Annotated in this window: 13 protein-coding genes and 1 pseudogene; 10 read left to right on the top strand and 4 right to left on the bottom strand. The window is 54.1% G+C overall.

Annotation, left to right across the window (positions count from 1 at the left end; all coding sequences use genetic code 11):
• Positions 1 to 10 precede the first annotated feature (10 nt).
• A pseudogene (locus tag EFB11_RS05065) lies at positions 11 to 1,039 on the bottom strand (recombinase family protein); the annotation flags it as partial.
• A 295-nt stretch (positions 1,040 to 1,334) separates the two neighbouring features.
• Here EFB11_RS05065 and EFB11_RS05060 point away from each other — a divergent pair.
• From EFB11_RS05060 to EFB11_RS05045, 4 genes are all read left to right on the top strand, one after another.
• Entirely contained in the window at positions 1,335 to 1,895 is a 561-nt protein-coding gene (locus tag EFB11_RS05060) for a hypothetical protein (RefSeq protein ID WP_122789209.1), read from the top strand.
• 173 nt (positions 1,896 to 2,068) lie between these two features.
• Positions 2,069 to 3,499 (top strand): DUF1254 domain-containing protein, encoded by a 1,431-nt coding sequence (locus EFB11_RS05055; protein ID WP_164706610.1) that lies wholly within the window; start codon positions 2,069 to 2,071, stop codon positions 3,497 to 3,499.
• 23 nt (positions 3,500 to 3,522) lie between these two features.
• Positions 3,523 to 5,928 (top strand): arylsulfatase, encoded by a 2,406-nt coding sequence (locus EFB11_RS05050; protein WP_206424142.1) that lies wholly within the window; start codon positions 3,523 to 3,525, stop codon positions 5,926 to 5,928.
• Between the two features lie 257 nt (positions 5,929 to 6,185).
• Complete coding sequence (locus tag EFB11_RS05045) at positions 6,186 to 6,752, top strand: 6-pyruvoyl trahydropterin synthase family protein (RefSeq protein ID WP_122789206.1); 567 nt, start codon at positions 6,186 to 6,188, stop codon at positions 6,750 to 6,752.
• A gap of 98 nt (positions 6,753 to 6,850) precedes the next feature.
• Here the strand turns inward: EFB11_RS05045 and EFB11_RS05040 are convergent, their stop codons facing one another.
• From EFB11_RS05040 to EFB11_RS05030, 3 genes are all read right to left on the bottom strand, one after another.
• Positions 6,851 to 7,642: an SDR family NAD(P)-dependent oxidoreductase gene (locus tag EFB11_RS05040; protein WP_122789205.1), complete on the bottom strand. Its 792-nt coding sequence runs from the start codon at positions 7,640 to 7,642 to the stop codon at positions 6,851 to 6,853.
• Between the two features lie 197 nt (positions 7,643 to 7,839).
• Entirely contained in the window at positions 7,840 to 8,505 is a 666-nt protein-coding gene (locus tag EFB11_RS05035; RefSeq protein ID WP_122789204.1) for a GntR family transcriptional regulator, read from the bottom strand.
• Positions 8,506 to 8,649: 144 nt separating this feature from the next.
• A complete protein-coding gene (locus EFB11_RS05030) occupies positions 8,650 to 9,318 on the bottom strand; it encodes a GntR family transcriptional regulator (RefSeq protein WP_122789203.1) in 669 nt (222 codons plus the stop codon).
• Between the two features lie 305 nt (positions 9,319 to 9,623).
• Between EFB11_RS05030 and EFB11_RS05025 the strand changes: the two genes are divergently transcribed.
• The 6 genes from EFB11_RS05025 to EFB11_RS05000 are packed head-to-tail and all read left to right on the top strand — an operon-like array spanning position 9,624 to position 16,379.
• Positions 9,624 to 10,736 (top strand): 4-hydroxybutyrate dehydrogenase, encoded by a 1,113-nt coding sequence (locus tag EFB11_RS05025; protein WP_122789202.1) that lies wholly within the window; start codon positions 9,624 to 9,626, stop codon positions 10,734 to 10,736.
• Positions 10,737 to 10,751: 15 nt separating this feature from the next.
• Positions 10,752 to 11,597 (top strand): transketolase, encoded by an 846-nt coding sequence (locus EFB11_RS05020; protein WP_122789201.1) that lies wholly within the window; start codon positions 10,752 to 10,754, stop codon positions 11,595 to 11,597.
• A gap of 3 nt (positions 11,598 to 11,600) precedes the next feature.
• Positions 11,601 to 12,569 (top strand): transketolase family protein, encoded by a 969-nt coding sequence (locus tag EFB11_RS05015; protein ID WP_122789200.1) that lies wholly within the window; start codon positions 11,601 to 11,603, stop codon positions 12,567 to 12,569.
• A 3-nt stretch (positions 12,570 to 12,572) separates the two neighbouring features.
• Positions 12,573 to 13,598 carry a zinc-dependent alcohol dehydrogenase gene (locus EFB11_RS05010; RefSeq protein ID WP_122789199.1) on the top strand — a complete coding sequence of 342 codons (1,026 nt, stop codon included), beginning with the start codon at positions 12,573 to 12,575 and terminating at the stop codon, positions 13,596 to 13,598.
• A 21-nt stretch (positions 13,599 to 13,619) separates the two neighbouring features.
• Positions 13,620 to 15,065, top strand: a complete 1,446-nt coding sequence (locus tag EFB11_RS05005) for a 4-hydroxyphenylacetate 3-hydroxylase family protein (protein WP_442906821.1) — start codon at positions 13,620 to 13,622, stop codon at positions 15,063 to 15,065.
• 9 nt (positions 15,066 to 15,074) lie between these two features.
• Entirely contained in the window at positions 15,075 to 16,379 is a 1,305-nt protein-coding gene (locus EFB11_RS05000; protein WP_122789197.1) for an acetyl-CoA hydrolase/transferase family protein, read from the top strand.
• Positions 16,380 to 16,503 lie beyond the last annotated feature (124 nt).

Below are 16,503 nucleotides of genomic sequence, written 5' to 3'. Positions count from 1 at the left end.
CACTCCTCATATCATAATGCTGGTTGCCCAAATCATAACGGGAACAGTTGTACTCGTCACGATCCGGACGCTTTTTCCCGTTGGGTCTGCCCGCCCAGTCACGCGCGTTTCCGGCCTTGCCCCTGTGGTTATACATCTTTGCACCGCAATCCGCGCAAAACATCAAGCCAGTTAGTGGATTGGCCTTTCCTATGCTGTCTGTCCGGCGAATGGTTTTCCGTAGAGTTTGTACGCGTTCCCATGTTTCCTTGTCGATGATAGCTTCCTGTGTGTTCTCAAAAATGACTAAATCCTCTTTGGGGGTCATTTTGACGCGCTTATCTTTATAGCTCTCCTTGTAAGTCCTAAAGTTTACCGTATGCCCCATATATTCCCGCTTGGAGAGTATGTCGGCAACTGTACCGCCGCGCCATGTGTAGGGGTCTGCGGCATTGTAGTTTGATTGATGGTTTCCCATGCCGCGTTGTGCAAGATAGTAAGAGGGGCGCTCAACCTTTTCCGTTGCCAATATGCGGGCAATTTCATACGGGCCTTTTCCCTCAATGGCCATGCGATAAATCCGGCGTACTACTTCGGCAGCTTCCTCGTCGATAATCCAATGGTCTTTGTCGTTGGGGTCTTTCTTGTAACCGTAGATACAATGGTTGCTTGTGTGCTTGCCGGACATACCTCTTGCCCGTAAAACAGTGGTTATCTTACGGCTGCAATCACGAATATACCATTCGTTCATAATGTTCAAAAAGGGTGCAAACTCGCTGCTTTCCCGTTTGTCGCTATCTACTCCGTTGGTAATGGCAGCAAACCGCACACCTTTCTCTCTGAACATTACTTCGGTGTAAAAGCCCACCTGTAAATAATCTCTACCGACGCGGCTTAAATCTTTGACAAGGACAGCAGCAATTTCACCTTTTTCAATGCCCTCAATCATGCGTTTCCAACTTGGGCGATCAAAACTTCCACCAGACCAACCATCATCTGTGAAGTGGACGCAATTCGTAAAACCGTTGGCTTTTGCAAAGTCCTCCAGCATTTTCTTTTGGGAGTTACTGTATAAAGGGTGGTTTACGCTACCTACTACATTACATCGGCTGACGGTTCATTTGTGGCAAAGTGACAACCAGCAGAGAGAAGGAGGCAGATATACCAGCAGGGCATAGCCTACCAGAGAGTGATTATGCCCTGCTGTTCCAGCCAATCAAACAAAGGCAGCAACAACTATTTCGTTGAACAGAGAAGAGATGTCTCTTTATTTTTTAGAAAACTTGCCGATATAAAGTACAAGAGGATAAATTTTTGATGTTCGTGTAAGTTTTTTGAAGTAAGGAGGGATAGACATGCAGATTGCTGGATTAGGGTTCAGCGAGGCGGCCAAGTGGGGCGAGACACCGGAGATTCAGCGGTCAGCCCAAAAGACTGCGGAAAAGGCCATGACAGACGGATTTGTTTCACAAATTCAGGAAATGGCCAAGAAGGACGCGCAAAAGGGCATCTATATGTCCGATGATTTCATACAATACCAGTTATCCTACATGAAGCGCACAGTTTCTCCTGATCGCTCCAGGCCAATCGCTCAAGCGATGTCAATCATGCGGCGAGCAGTAAACCAATATGGGACATATTTGATGAACTTACTGGGTGGTTACTCGATGAAGGCGTATCTGGGTGTTAATTCAAGGTATAACACCGCAGAGGTATATGCCCCGAATGGAGAAATGATAGCTGCACAGACCTGTACTGGACAATGGATTGACATTCAAACGGAAGCGGAATCAAAATTCTTAGATGAGTGTACGATGGTGTATCTGGACGCATACCGCGCTGCACGGGCGGAAATCAAGGCCGCAGCGCAGACCCCGGTCCAGCCCACCGCCGGAACCGTGGATTTGCGGGCATAGTCTGCAATATCATCTTACATAACTGAATCCATCCACCAAGAGCAGCGATTTTCAATCTGAAAACGGCTGCTCTTGTTTATGTCTGCGGGGCGAGGAGTGACCAGCTATGACGAAAGATAGGCCCCTTATCAAAATTCACAAGAGAAACAGAGATGGGGTTCAGGAGGTTACGAATGAAAAAAACGATTTCCCTTTTGCTGTCGATTCTCATGCTGACCTATTCCTTAACAGCATGCAGCCAAAGCGATCCTGCGAGCAGCGGTGCCACCAAGACGGATGCTTTGACCGATGAAGAGATTGTGGCTTTGGCAGAGGAGGCATATACCTATTGCTTCCCGTTGGTCCTGACCGAGATGACAAAACAGCAGGTGACCAACGTGGCAGAACCGATGGATACGGCCTATGCGCCGGTCAATCAGTTTGGGCACAAAACTTCTTTTCCCGATCCTACCTTTAAAGAAGTCGTGCGCCCCAATCTGGATACGCTCTATTCTTCGGCATTTCTGGATGTCGGGGAGGAGCCAATCGTCCTTTCCCTGCCGGAAATGGGGGATCGTTACTATTTAATGCCTATGCTGGATGCCTGGTCGGAAGTGTTTGCATCGCCCGGCACCCGCACGAACGGCGGAAAAGCGGAAACCTATTTGATCGCCAGCCAGGACTGGGAGGGTGAAGTTCCAGAAGGCATGACCAAGCTGGAAGCACCGACCGACATGGTTTGGATCATTGGACGCACCATGGTCAACGGGAACGATGACCTGGCTGCCGCAAACGAAGCGCAGCAGCAATATCAGCTGGTTCCGCTGAGCCAATGGGGCAGCGAATATGTGCCGGAGAAAAATACCGTGGATACCAGCCGGAAGGCAGGCGCCCCGAAAAATCTGGTTCTGGATATGTCGATCGACGACTTTTTCAATCTGGCCAATGAACTGATGGTCGATAATCCGCCGCACGATTCGGATGGAGAGCTCATCGCGCGGCTGGAAAAGATCGGCGTCGGCCCTGGACTGCAATTCTCGTCTACACAGTATTCCGAAAGTGTGCAAGAGGCGCTTGGTCAAATGGGAGCGGAACTGACCAAGGAATGGATGGAACTGGATTATTCGGAGTACGAGCGGGTGGACGACAACTGGACCTATTCTCTGCTGCGCGGCAACTTTGACAACAATTATCTGTACCGTGCGTACATTGCGCTGGCCGCTTTTGGCACCAATGTACCGGAAGATGCGATTTATCCGAACAGCTACGTCGATGCGGACGGCGATACGCTGACCGGAGAAAATCAGTACCGGATTCATTTTGAAAAGGACCAGCTGCCGCCAGCCAAGGCATTTTGGAGTTTGACAGCCTATGACACCGATGGCTTCCTGGCAGACAATGCCGACCAGAAATATGCGGTCAAGAGTACGGATGACCTGTATTATAATCCAGATGGCTCGCTGGACATTTACATTCAAACGGAAAAACCAGAGGGGGAACAAGGAAAGAACTGGTTGCCTGTAAATCCGGCCACTTTCACACTGCACATGCGTGTTTACTGGCCGACCGACGAAGCCCTGGAAGGGAATTGGGACATTCCTCCGCTGGAAAAGGTGAGCGAGTGATTTGAGAAAGGTGTGATTTTTACGTGAACAAAAGATTTTGGCAAAGAGGCGTTGCGCTGGGCACAGCGGCAACGATGGTGGCAGGTTTGGCGGCCTGCGGGGACAACAATCCAAAGAATTCGGCCGCAGATGGCGCCGGCCTGAGCAGCACGGCGGAAAAGCCCAATGTGGTCTATATTGTGCTCGATGACGTCGGGTTCGGTGATTTGGGCTGCTATGGTTCGTCCATCAATACGCCCAATATGGACATGCTGGCGCAGAACGGCATTCAGTATACCAATTATATGACCAGCCCCATGAGTTCGCCCAGCCGTGCGTCCATGCTGACAGGTTTTGAGTCCAACTTCGTGGGAATGGGTACCGTTGCGGATATCTCGCTGGGCGATGTTGTCCCGAATATGAGCGGCTCGGTGCGTCCGGAATGCGGCTTTATTACCCATAGCTTGCAGGAAAATGGCTATGAAACCATGGCGCTGGGCAAATGGCATCTGGCATCCTATGATAATTTTATGCCCGAAGGCGATCACAGCGAATGGCCGCAGCAGCATGGCTTTGATAAGAACTACAACTATGTCGGCAGCCAGACCAACCAGTTCAGCCCCGGCGGCATGATCGAAGGCGATGAATATGTGGTGCCGGATACATCCGACCCCGATTATCACCTGACGAGCGATCTGTTCAATAAAACGCTGGAATACATCGATGAAACACCGGACGACGAACCGTTCTTCGCCTATGTAGCGCTGGGCGCAATGCACGGCCCGTTCAATGTCACGCAAGAATATATCGACAAGTATGACGGTGTATTTGATGAAGGCTGGGATGTAGAACGCGAAAAGATTTTCGCCCGGCAGAAGGAACTGGGCATCTTCCCGGAAGATGCTGAGATGCCTAAGGGCAGCGATAAGGTCCCGGCTTGGGATTCGCTGACCGATATGGAAAAGGAAGTTGCACGCAAGCATATGGAAGTATATGCGGGCTTCCTGGAACATACGGATGCACAGTTGGGCAAGTTCCTGGACGAACTGAAGGAACGCGGCGAGTATGATAACACCATGTTCGTTCTCGTATCCGATAACGGCGCCAATTCCAACGGCGGTGCGCAGGGCAGCTTTGCACACGATGCAGAAAACATTTATCAGCGTACGATCGAAGAGCAGTATGCTCTGCTTGATCAGTTTGGCTCTGAACAGTACGGCACCCAGTACAACAGCGGCTGGGCAATGGCTTCCAATACACCGTTCCAGCACTTTAAGACCAATGCGCATTATGGCGGCATCCGCACTACGTGCATCGTCAGCTGGGCCAATGGCATTCAGGAGCCGGGCCGGTTGTGCAGCGATTTGATTACGGTTTCCGACATTGCACCGACCGTGCTTGAAGTGACCGGAACCGAGCGGCTGACCCAGGTCAATGGCGTCGATCAGCTGGAAATGCAGGGCATCAGCTTTGCCGATACCTTTGCGTCGAGCGGACCGCGGGAAAATCCGCGCACTTCGTATTCGCTGATGATGTTTAAGGACCGTTGCTATACCAACGATGGCTATACGATTGTCACCAACCCCAAGACCAGCGAGTGGGAACTGTATGGTGCCGTAAACGATCCGACGCAGATGCACAATCTGGCGGCTGAAAAGCCGGAGATCGTCGAAAAGCTGGCCAAGGAGTTTGAAACCGTCCAGGCAGAGGATATGAATGCCCGTAACCTGCTGATCGATATCGTGCAGGGCGTTGAACCGGAAAAGCTCGTAGAACTGTACGGCACACCGGCACAGGAACTGCTGGCATACATGCAGAACGGCACCATGCCCACTTCGGCGGAAGCGCTGCAATGCTTGCAGATCATCCAGGCTGCGACCTTTGTACCGGAGGGCGGCGGCGGATATGCCGGTGTCGGCACCTCGTGGTATCGTTCGCCGGACAATCCGCAGAGCGCCAAGGACTATGTATATAAGATCGAAGATGGCCCGTTCTATTCGCTCGCGGGCGCACCGACGGTCAACGTTTCCTATACCATTTCGACCCAAATCGAAACCGACGGCAAGGATGAAGGTGTTATTTACGCCAACGGCGGCGTAGACGGCGGCTATGTCATCTATATGAAGGACGGCAAGCTGGTCTATGAAAATAACTATGTCGGCAACCGCCAGAAGCTGGTTTCGAGCAAGCCGGTTCCGAGCGGCACGGTAGATGTGGAAGTAGAATATCAGAAAAAGAATTATTACTCGGGCACAGCCATCCTGAAAATGAATGGCGAAGAAGTCGCCCGTCAGGACATCAAGCACCTTTCGATTTTTGTATCCTACGACTATACCAGCATCGGCGCTGATGTAGGTTCGAAGGTAAGCAATGACTACACCGATGATTTCGAGTTTACCGGCTCGGTATCTGAAGTGAAGGTCCACTTGGGCGATGACCTGTGGAAGTAAGAACCGCAAAATAAGAGCAAAAGCCATGCCCCGGATCAAACCGGGGCATGGCTTTTTGTCTGGGCGGGGAGAAAGACACTTAAAAAAATCTGAAAAAATTTTCAGATTATACTTGACAATAGGAATTATTATCATTTATAATAGAGCCAGAAAGAAACAGTGGAAAGGTTCCTGACGGTGCTCAGACACCGCAGCGATACCGATGGCGCGTATGCGGACGCGAGATGATCCGTAAATACAGAAAAGGAGACAAGACAATGAGGAGTATCACGACATTAGACCTGCAATATGCACACCGTTTTTATGGTTTTAAGGGCGAAGCCCAGTACCTGCATGGACATACCGGCGTTTTGACGATTGAAGTAGAGGACTCGGTCAACGCTGGCGTCAATATGGTTTTCCCGTGTAATGAAATTCAGAAAACCGCATGGGAAGTTCTGAAGAATTTTGACCATGCGCTCATCCTGCGGGAAGACGATCCGCTGCTGCCGGCCATTCTGGGCGTTTATGAGCAGCAGGGCATCCGCAATGGCGCCCCCAATAACGTGATGAAGGGTCCGGCTTTCCAGACCGACTTGGCAACCGCTTATCCGGAGTGCCGTCTGGTTGTCACCAAGGAAACCATGACCGTCGAGGGCATGATCAAAATCGTATACGACCTGCTCAAGGATAAGCTCAATATCGTCAAGCTGACCTTTACCAGTGGCGTCAATGCAGCTTCGGAAGAGTACAAACCCCAGCTTCAGGTCGAGCGTTGCCCGCTGTGCGGCATTGCGCTGAACGAAAACGGCGTATGCCCGAAGTGCGGCTACAAGAAAAACTAAATGAACCTGCTGTGCAGTGAAACACTGCTGGAAACCTTCTTTTGTTCAACAAAATCCAAAAACAGGAGCCAATCGATAAGATTGGCTCCTGTTTTGCGTTAAATGCTACGAATGAGTCCGCCTTCTGCGCGGATGGTCGCGCCGTTGGTCGCCGCAGACACTTCCGAACAGTAGTAGACAACCGTGGATGCAATTTCTTCCACTGTGGTGATGCGCTGGAGAAGCTGGGTGGGTTCGTAGGTGACAAAGTATTCCTTAATCGCCTGATCCAAATCTTTGCCTTCGCGCCGGGCGCGGTCGGTCTGATAAGCGGCCGTGTTTTCGGTCCAGGTCAGGCCGGGCAGCAGCGAATTGACCGCCACTTTGGTACCCTTCGTGGTTTCAGCCAGTGCACGGGCCAGACCGATGACAGCGGTTTTGGAAACGCTGTAATGCACCATATCGGTCAAGGGCTTGATACCGCATTCGCTGGCGATCAGCACAATGCGGCCGCGATTGCGTTCCAACATTTTCGGCAGAAAATGGCGGCACATGCGCACCTGCGAAAGCAGATTGATGTTCATCATCCATTCCCATTCTTCGTCCGAAATCTCGGCAAAGGGAGTGCCTTTATAGGTGCCCATATTGCCGACTAAAATATCCAGCTCGCCGAACTGGTCCACCGCGTCGATGACTGCCTGTGCGCCTTCTGCGGTGCCCAGGTCGCCAACTGCCATGTGGCAGGGGCCAAAAGCGGACAATTCTTCGGCGGTTTTGGCCAGCGCGTCGGCGTTGCGGCCATTGATAAATACGGTAGCGCCTTCCTGGAGCAGACATTTGGCAATGCCCTTACCGATGCCGGCCGAAGAGCCGGTGACCAAGGCGAGTTTTCCGTTTAGTTTGAGATCCATGACAAAGCCTCCTCAATCGTTTGCTGTGCTGGCTTTATTATAAGGGAATGATATAATTCTGTCAATCAAAATTAAACTCAATAAAATATAATTGTATACAATAAATGATAGAAGAATTATAAATTTGGGCAGTATCACAAGGAACGGTCATAGCAAGGGCGGCAGCCGGAGGATTCCGAGCTGCCGCCCTTGTTTGCTTAGAGCATCATTTGAAAGAAATTTTCCGGATACGTCTGCTTGAGATTGTAGAACGACGTCAGATGGCTGCAAATGAGGGACAATGCACGTTTTTCATCGTGCTCCATCAGCGCTTCGGCAATCTCTTTGTGCTGCCGCAGGTGCAGGGTTTCATTTTCAACCGGGTTGGGGTGATGCAGCTGAATAAACTGCACCCGAAGCTGCAATTCCTTCTGGAACTTGTAGAGCAGGGAATTGCCTGCAATACGCGCCAGCTCTAGATGGTAGTTGCTGTCATAGACCCGGCGTTTTTCGCCATCGCCCTGGGCGGAAGCCTCGCTGCATTGTTCGGCCAGCTCCAGCAGATGTAAAAAATCCGCGCGGCTGCCATACAGGCCAGCTAGCTTGACCGACATGGTATCCAGAGCCACACGCACGGTGCCGATCTCCTGAATGGCATCGTCCCCGTACACTTTCACCTGGGCAAAGCGGTTGGGGAAGATCTCGATCAACCCTTCATTGCTGAGTTGGCGCATGGCGTCGCGGACTGGGGTGCGGCTGATGTTGAATTCTTCTGCGATACGGGTTTCGGGGATACGGTCGCCGGGCATCAGTCGCTTGGTCATGATGAGTTCCAATATGTGTTTATAGGCTGGTTCACTCAAACCAACATTGCGTTTGGACATAAATACCCTCCTCTTGGATATATTTCAAAACGTTTGGAATACAAAGATTATATCATAAAACGATTTGAAATAAAAGTATACAATTGCAAAAAAGAGTCTGCAATATGACAAAACGAATGCAGGTTCGAAAATTGGTGGAATGTGTCAAATCCGGCCAGACAAAAAGAAGTTGGGTGGATATTGGTCCTCCAAATCGTAAAAAGAGACCAGATGATGGGTGATAATGGCATGGGCGCGTTTGGCATCATGCTGGGCGATAGCGTCGATGAGGTCAAAATGCTCCCGTACATGGATGGAGCGGTTGACGACCACATCGCGCTGGGTCAGCAGGATAAAATTGACACGCTTGTACATTTCGGTCTGGAATTGCAGCAGTAAGGCGTTGCGGCTGATTTTGGCCAGCAGCAAGTGAAAATCGCAGTCGGCAGTGCGGCGCAAATGATCGTCGCCGGTCAGCATACCGCGTTCACAATCGGTCGCCAGCTTTTTCAGCGCCAGAAAATCCGACTGACTGCCATACAGCATGGCCAGCCGTACCGCCATGTCGTCCAGCGATAGACGCAGGGTGCCGATGTCGTGAATGTCCTGCCGGGAATAGCTGGCCACATGGGCGCTGCTGTTGGGGGATAGATTGATCAGGCCATCTTTGGCCAGCTGCTGGAGGGCCGTGTGGACCGGGGTACGGCTGACCGAAAGCTCGGCGGCCAGCCGGCTTTCGGAGATGCGCTCTCCGGCGGCCAGTTGGCCGCTGAGGACGCGGCCCAGAATATCCTCATAGATGGATTGGATGAGGGAGCCGCGCGATTTGTACATGAAAATCACCTCTCATATCGAAAAATAGCAAAAAAGCGGCCTGCATAAACGGTACAGGCTGCTTTTTTTAGGGAAAGAAGCGAAAGAAGGAAATCGGGAGCCCAGCCGAGGCGGGGCCATTTTATTGGACGATGCATTGGAATCGAATACATCTTGAGCATATAGTAGCATAGGCTTTGTATATTGTCAACAATTTATTTACTTATAATTTATAAAAAATAATTGTATACAATTTTGTTGACAAGTCGACTGCTTGGTGCTATCCTAAAAGCACACAAAGGAATGGACCGAAAGGGGTTAGAAATATGTTCCAGTTTTCTTTGCCAGCCTCGATCAAAGGCTATGATACTTTCGCCGAGTTCGCACAGGCCGAACAAATACAGTCCACCGACCTGCTGATCACCAACCGCTTCATTTATGAGCCGTTCATGCAGGCATGCGGCCTGCCCTGCCCGGTGCTGTTCCAGGAAGAATACGGCGCCGGAGAGCCGAACGACCAGATGATCGATGCCATCCGGGCTAAGATCCCGGCAGACACCGGCCGCATCATCGCCGTCGGCGGCGGCACGGTCATCGACATCGCCAAGGTGCTCACCTTTGTGGGCGACTGGTCGGCTGAGGACATCTTCACCGGCCGGGTGGTACCCGAAAAGGCACGGCGGTTGACCGTCATCCCGACCACCTGCGGCACTGGTTCGGAAGTGACCAATGTCACCATCTGTGAGCTGAAGAACCTGCGCACCAAAAAGGGTCTGGCGCTCGACACCATGTACGCCGACGAAGCGGTGCTCATCCCCGAGATGGTACGCACGCTGCCCTATAAATTCTTTGCAACGAGTTCGATCGATGCGCTCATCCACGCCGTGGAATCGTATCTGTCACCCAAGGCGGTTGCGCATAGCAAGATCTACTCGGAAAAGGCCATTGAAATGATCGTTTCGGCCTACCGGGCGGTGGCAGCCAACGGGGCTGAGAGCTGGAAGGACCATGCAGCTGATTTCCTGACCGCTTCCAACTTTGCTGGTATCGCGTTTGGCTACGCAGGCTGCGCAGCTGTTCATGCGCTCAGCTATCCGCTTGGCGGCGCATACCACATCCCGCACGGCGAAGCCAACCAGCTGATGTTTGCCGAAGTGCTGCGGACCTACCGTAAAAAGCAGCCGGTCGGCCGGCTCAACGATCTGGAAGCCCTGTTCGGCCGGGTGCTGGACGTCGAACCCGCCCAAGCGCTCGATACGCTGTACCGCCTGATGGAAACCATCCTGCCGCGCAAGCCGCTCAAGGAATACGGTATGAAGCCCGAAGAATTCCCGCAGTTTGCCGACAGCGTGATCGAAGGCCAGCAGCGACTGCTGAAAAACAATTACACCCCGCTGACCCGCGAGGATATGATCGATATTTACAATGCGTGCTATTAAAGGAGAACCAACAGCATGAACCAAGACAACCAGATCCGAACCTTTGCCGCGCAGATTCGGATGACCACCCTGCGCGGACTCCATAAATTGGGTGCCGGCCACATCGGCGGCTCGATGTCCATGGCCGACCTGATGGCGGTTCTGTACAGCGGCGTGATGCAGGTCGACCCGCACAACCCGGGTTGGGAAGACCGCGACTGGCTGGTCGTTTCCAAAGGCCATTGCGGCCCGGCCGTCTATGCCACCCTGGCGCTGCGTGGTTTCTTCCCGATGGAGGAAATCGAAACCATCAACCAGCCGGGTACCCGCCTGCCGAGCCACTGCGACCGCAATAAGACGCCCGGCATCGATATGAGCACCGGCTCGCTCGGCCAGGGCATGTCCACCGCGCTGGGTGTTGCCTGGGGCAACCGCTACCGCGGTAAGAGCAACTATACCTATTTAATCCTCGGCGACGGCGAATGCGACGAAGGCCAGGTTTGGGAAGGCGCCCTGTGTGCCCACCAGCAAAAGCTCGACCATCTGATCGCTTTTGTCGATTTTAACCGCAAGCAGCTGGATGGCTATACCGAAGATGTTTGCGATCTGGGCGACCTGCGCGGCAAGTTTGAGATGTTCGGCTGGGACGCGCAGCAGGTGAACGGTCATGACCCGGCTGCCATCCGGGCCGCCATCGAACAGGCCAAGGCCACACCGGGCAAGCCGCATATGATCGTCTTGCAGACCGAAAAGGGCAAGGGCTGCACCTTTGCCGAAGGGGTTCTGTACAACCACTACATTAAATTCACCGAAGAACAATATCAGCAGGCCGTCGACGCCCTCCAGCAGCAGATCGATGCGATGGCCGGAGGGGAGGCGTAAACCATGGTCATGTTGGAAAAGGAACGGCACGAGGAAGCGCAGGAGATGCGCGCCGTATTTGCCGAGGTCATGGAAGAACTCTCCCAGCAGGATGACCGCGTGGTCTACCTGGACGCCGATATCATCAACAGCATCGGAATGACGAAATATTGGAAGGCCCACCCGGAGCGCACAGTGAACTGCGGCATCCAGGAAGCGAACATGATCGGCATGGCAGCCGGCATGTCGGCCACCGGGCTGATTCCGTTTACCCATACATTTGGCTGCTTTGCCACCCGCCGGGTCATGGACCAGGTCTTCCTGTCCGCGGCATATGCCAAACTCAATGTTCGCATCATCGGTTCCGACCCGGGCGTGACCGCTGCCCTTAACGGCGGCACCCACATGCCGTTTGAAGATATGGGCCTGATGCGCTGCATCCCGGAAGTCACCATTTTGGAGCCGACCGATTCGGTCATGCTGGCCGACCTGCTGCGCCAGACCAAGGACCTGCACGGTGTGTTCTATATCCGCCTGTCGCGCAAGAAGGTACAGAAGATCTTCGCCGACGGCTCGACCTTCACCATCGGGAAGGCCGCCAAGCTGCGTGACGGCAACGATGTCACCATTTTTGCCACCGGCATTTCGGTTGCCGATGCGCTGCGCGCCAGCGATATGCTGGCCGCCGAGCACATCAGCGCCGGCGTAACCAACCTGTTTACCATCAAACCCATTGACCGGGAGGCGATCGCCGAAGCGGCGCAGTCGACCGGTGCGATCGTCACCGCGGAGAACCACAACGTCATCGGCGGTCTGGGTTCGGCTGTGGCCGAAGTGCTGGCCGAAACCACGCCTTGCGCCCTGGAACGCGTCGGCGTACACGATCGCTTCGGCGAAGTGGGCGATGTGGAATATCTCAAAAAGACGCTCCACCTGACCGCTGAGGATATTGTCCTGGCAGCCAAGCGGGCGATCGCCAGAAAGGGGAAATAAGCTTTGAAAGCAGCTGTGATCGATCAAAAAAACAGCATTCATGTAAAGGAAGTGCCCATGCCCGTCCTGAACGACGGGGAAGCACTCATCCGCGTGCATTACTGCGGCATTTGCGGCAGCGACCTGCATGTGCTGCACGGAGAACATCCGACCGCGGAATTTCCGGTCGTGCCCGGCCATGAGTTCGTCGGCGAACTGGTCGAGGCCAGGGGCCGCGGCGCAGGCGCCTTCCAAAAGGGCGACCTGGTCGTCGCGCAGCCGTTCTTCTCGTGCGGCAACTGTGAACCCTGTGCCAAGGGTCATGACAACGTCTGCCGGGACCTGCACTTCATGGGCGCGCACTGCGACGGTGCATTTGCCGAATATGTGAAAGTCGCCACCCGCAAAATGTATAAGATTCCGAAGGATATGGACCAGGAACTCGCAGCCCTGACCGAGCCGGTCGCTGTCGCGGTCCACGATGTGCGCCGCAGCGGCCTGCAGGCCGGAGAAACCGCCCTGATCATCGGCGGCGGCCCGATCGGCATGCTGATCGCCATGGTCGCCCGCCACGCAGGAGCCCGCAAGGTAGTTATTTCGGAAATCAATGAATTCCGCTGCCAGTTTGCCCAGAAGCACGGCTTTGAAACGGTCAACCCGACCGCACCTGACTTCGATGCACGTATGCAGGAACTGACCGAAGGAAAGGGCTTTGACGTTTCCTTTGAAGTATCGGGCAGCCGTCCGGGCATTGCTGCAGCCGTACAATATACCACCATCGGCGGTATGGTCATGGTGATCGGCATGACCAAGGAACCGTATCCGGTCGATTTGTCGGCCATGTTTGCCAAGGAACTGCGCATGCAGGGCGTACGCATCCACGCGCAGTATAACTTCATCGGCGCCGTTGAACTGCTTAAGAGCGGGGCGCTTAATGACGAGTTCCGCACCCTGGTCAGCAAGGTGTATCCGTTCGACCAGGTAGAGGACGCCTTCCAGTTTGTACAGACACCGGGCGATTACTTCAAAGTCCTGGTGAAAATGAAGTAAAGAAAGGGGTAGGAAATCAACATGATGACCAAACAGCAGTACATCGACAGCCTGCGCAAGCTGCATCTGAATCTGTACCGGTTTGGGGAAAAGGTGGAAAATGTCGTGGACGATCCGATCGTCCGGCCGTCGCTCAACTCGTTTGCCGCGACCTATGAACTGGCCGAGGACCCGAAGTATGAGGACCTCATGACGGCAACGAGCAGCCTGACCGGCAAGAAGATCAACCGCTTCACCCACCTGCACCAATCGACCGACGACCTGATCAAAAAGGTCAAGATGCAGCGTCTGCTCGGGCAAAAGACAGCGGCTTGCTTCCAGCGCTGCGTCGGTCTGGACGCCGCCAACGCGGTCTTTTCCACGACCTATGAAACCGACGAAGCCTGCGGCACCCACTACCACGAGAATTTCGTGAAGTTCTGGACCGAGGTACAGGAAAACGACTGGGGCGTGGACGGCGCGATGACCGACGTCAAGGGCGACCGTGGCCTGTCCCCATCCAAGCAGGTCGACCCGGACCTCTACCTGCACGTGGTGGAACGCACGGCGGACGGTATTTACGTCACCGGCGCCAAGGCCCACCAGACCGGTTACTTAAACAGCCACTATGTACTGGTTATGCCGACCATCTCCATGCGCGAGGGCGATGAGGATTACGCCGTTTCGTTTGCGTGCTCGACCGATGCCGAAGGCATCACGCTCATTCTGGGCCGTCAGTCGTGCGACACCCGCAAGACCGAAACCTACAACGACATCGACGTAGGCAACAAGGTGTATGGCGGACACGAAGTTCTAGTCGTCTTTGACCATGTGTTCATTCCGAACGAAATGATCTTCCTCAACGGCGAAACCGCCTTTGCCGGCATGATGGTTGAGCGCTTTGCTGGCTACCATCGTCAGTCTTACGGCGGCTGTAAGGTCGGCGTGGGCGATGTGCTCATCGGTGCAACCGCACTGGCGACCGAAATGGCGGGCTGTGCCAAGGCATCCCACGTCAAGGATAAGCTCATCGAGATGACGCACCTGAACGAAACGCTGTACTGCTGCGGCATCGCTTGTTCGTCCCAGGGCTCTAAGACCAAGTCCGGTAACTATCTGATCGATCTGCTGCTGGCCAATGTCTGCAAGCAGAACGTCACCCGGTTCCCGTATGACATTGCCCGTCTGGCACAGGACCTGGCCGGCGGCCTGATGGTCACCCAGCCGTCCGAAGCCGATTACCGCAACCCGGCCACCCACGATTACATTGAAAAGTATCTCAAGGGTGTGGCATTGGTTCCGACCGAAGATCGTATGCGCGTCCTGCGCCTGATCGAGAACATGACCATGGGTACGGCAGCGGTTGGCTATTTGCCCGAATCCATGCACGGCGCTGGTTCGCCGCAGGCACAGCGCATCATGATCGCGCGTCAGTCCAACATGGAAATGAAGAAACAGCTTGCTAAGAACATCGCACGGATCAAGTGAGGGATGGCTATGAGCTGGAAAGAATACTATCAAAAACACCGCATGAGCGCCGCAGAGGCGATTCAGCTGGTGCGGTCGGGCAACGTGGTTTCGATTGGCCACGCGGTCGGGGAACCGACCGCGCTGGTCGACGCCCTGGTTGCCAATGCTGACCAGCTGCACGATGTGGAACTGCTGCACATGGTGCTCATGGGCAAGGGCGAATACCTGACCGAACGCATGCAGGGGCACTTCCGCCACAACTCGCTGTTTGTTGGCGGCGCTGCCCGCGGCGCGGTCGAGCAGGGACGCGCCGACTTCACCCCTTGTTATTTTCATCTGGTGCCCGAGCTGCTGCGCACCAGCCTGCAGCCCGATGTGGCCATGATTATGGTCAGCCCACCCGATGAGGAAGGCAACTGTTCGCTCGGCGTTTCGGTCGACTATACGTTGGCCGGTGCGCTGGCAGCCAAAACGGTCATCGCCCAGGTCAACCGGCACATGCCGCGCTGCCACGGCGACTGCTTCCTGCACGTGACCGACCTGACCGCCATCGTTGAACACGATCAGCCGCTCATCGAATTGCAGCCCGCACAGATCGGTCCCATCGAACGCGAGATCGGCCGACACTGTGCTTCGCTCATTCGCGACGGCGACTGCTTGCAGCTTGGCATCGGCGCCCTGCCGGATGCGGTGCTGATGAGTCTGGGCGATAAGAACGATCTGGGCCTGCATGCCGAGATGTTCTCGGATGGCGCGGTCGATCTCATCCGCAATGGCAACATCAACGGACGCCATAAGAACCTGCACACCGGCAAGCATGTGGCGACCTTCCTGATGGGCACCAAGCGGCTGTATGATTTCGTCAACGACAACCCGAGCGTTTACATGGCTCCGGTCGATTATGTCAACAATCCGCTGGTCATTGGCCGCAACGATAATATGGTATCGATCAACTCGTGTGTACAGATCGACCTGACCGGTCAGGTCTGCTCGGAGTCGGTCGGCCTGCGGCAGATCAGCGCAGTCGGCGGCCAGGTGGATTTCATCCGCGGTGCGGCACTGTCCAAGGGGGGACGGTCGATCATCGCGGTCGGTTCCACCGCAGCCCATGGACGCATCTCCAAGATCGTGCCCGTGCTGGATGAAGGCGCTGCCGTCACCACCAACCGGATGGATGTCGAATACATCGTCACCGAATACGGTGTGGCAGACCTCAAGGGCAAAACGCTGCGCGAGCGTGCGCAGGCCCTGATTCACATTGCGCATCCCGATTTTCGGCCGCAGCTCATGGAAGCTTACGAACAGCGCTTCCACCAGAAATGGGCGGGCTGAAAACCCCTAAGCAAAGTGCATAGGAAACAAATATTTGTTTTGTAAAACATTACGGTTGATTTTATGCATTGAGTATTTTAATATAATTGTATACCTTTGTGTATACAATTTATTAAATACGTCG

The sequence above is a fragment of the Intestinibacillus sp. Marseille-P6563 genome (assembly GCF_900604335.1).
GTDB lineage: Bacteria > Bacillota > Clostridia > Oscillospirales > Butyricicoccaceae > Butyricicoccus_B.
The sequence above is the reverse complement of the archived record's forward strand: the minus strand, read 5'-3'. Positions and strand labels throughout refer to the sequence as shown.

Coding starts and splice junctions, on each gene's coding strand:
- EFB11_RS05045 (WP_122789206.1), top strand. CDS start 6,186: ATGAGGAGTATCACGACATTAGACCTGCAATATGCACACCGTTTTTAT.
- EFB11_RS05015 (WP_122789200.1), top strand. CDS start 11,601: ATGGTCATGTTGGAAAAGGAACGGCACGAGGAAGCGCAGGAGATGCGC.
- EFB11_RS05040 (WP_122789205.1), bottom strand. CDS start 7,642: ATGGATCTCAAACTAAACGGAAAACTCGCCTTGGTCACCGGCTCTTCG.
- EFB11_RS05020 (WP_122789201.1), top strand. CDS start 10,752: ATGAACCAAGACAACCAGATCCGAACCTTTGCCGCGCAGATTCGGATG.
- EFB11_RS05035 (WP_122789204.1), bottom strand. CDS start 8,505: ATGTCCAAACGCAATGTTGGTTTGAGTGAACCAGCCTATAAACACATA.
- EFB11_RS05025 (WP_122789202.1), top strand. CDS start 9,624: ATGTTCCAGTTTTCTTTGCCAGCCTCGATCAAAGGCTATGATACTTTC.
- EFB11_RS05055 (WP_164706610.1), top strand. CDS start 2,069: ATGAAAAAAACGATTTCCCTTTTGCTGTCGATTCTCATGCTGACCTAT.
- EFB11_RS05030 (WP_122789203.1), bottom strand. CDS start 9,318: ATGTACAAATCGCGCGGCTCCCTCATCCAATCCATCTATGAGGATATT.
- EFB11_RS05060 (WP_122789209.1), top strand. CDS start 1,335: ATGCAGATTGCTGGATTAGGGTTCAGCGAGGCGGCCAAGTGGGGCGAG.
- EFB11_RS05005 (WP_442906821.1), top strand. CDS start 13,620: ATGATGACCAAACAGCAGTACATCGACAGCCTGCGCAAGCTGCATCTG.
- EFB11_RS05000 (WP_122789197.1), top strand. CDS start 15,075: ATGAGCTGGAAAGAATACTATCAAAAACACCGCATGAGCGCCGCAGAG.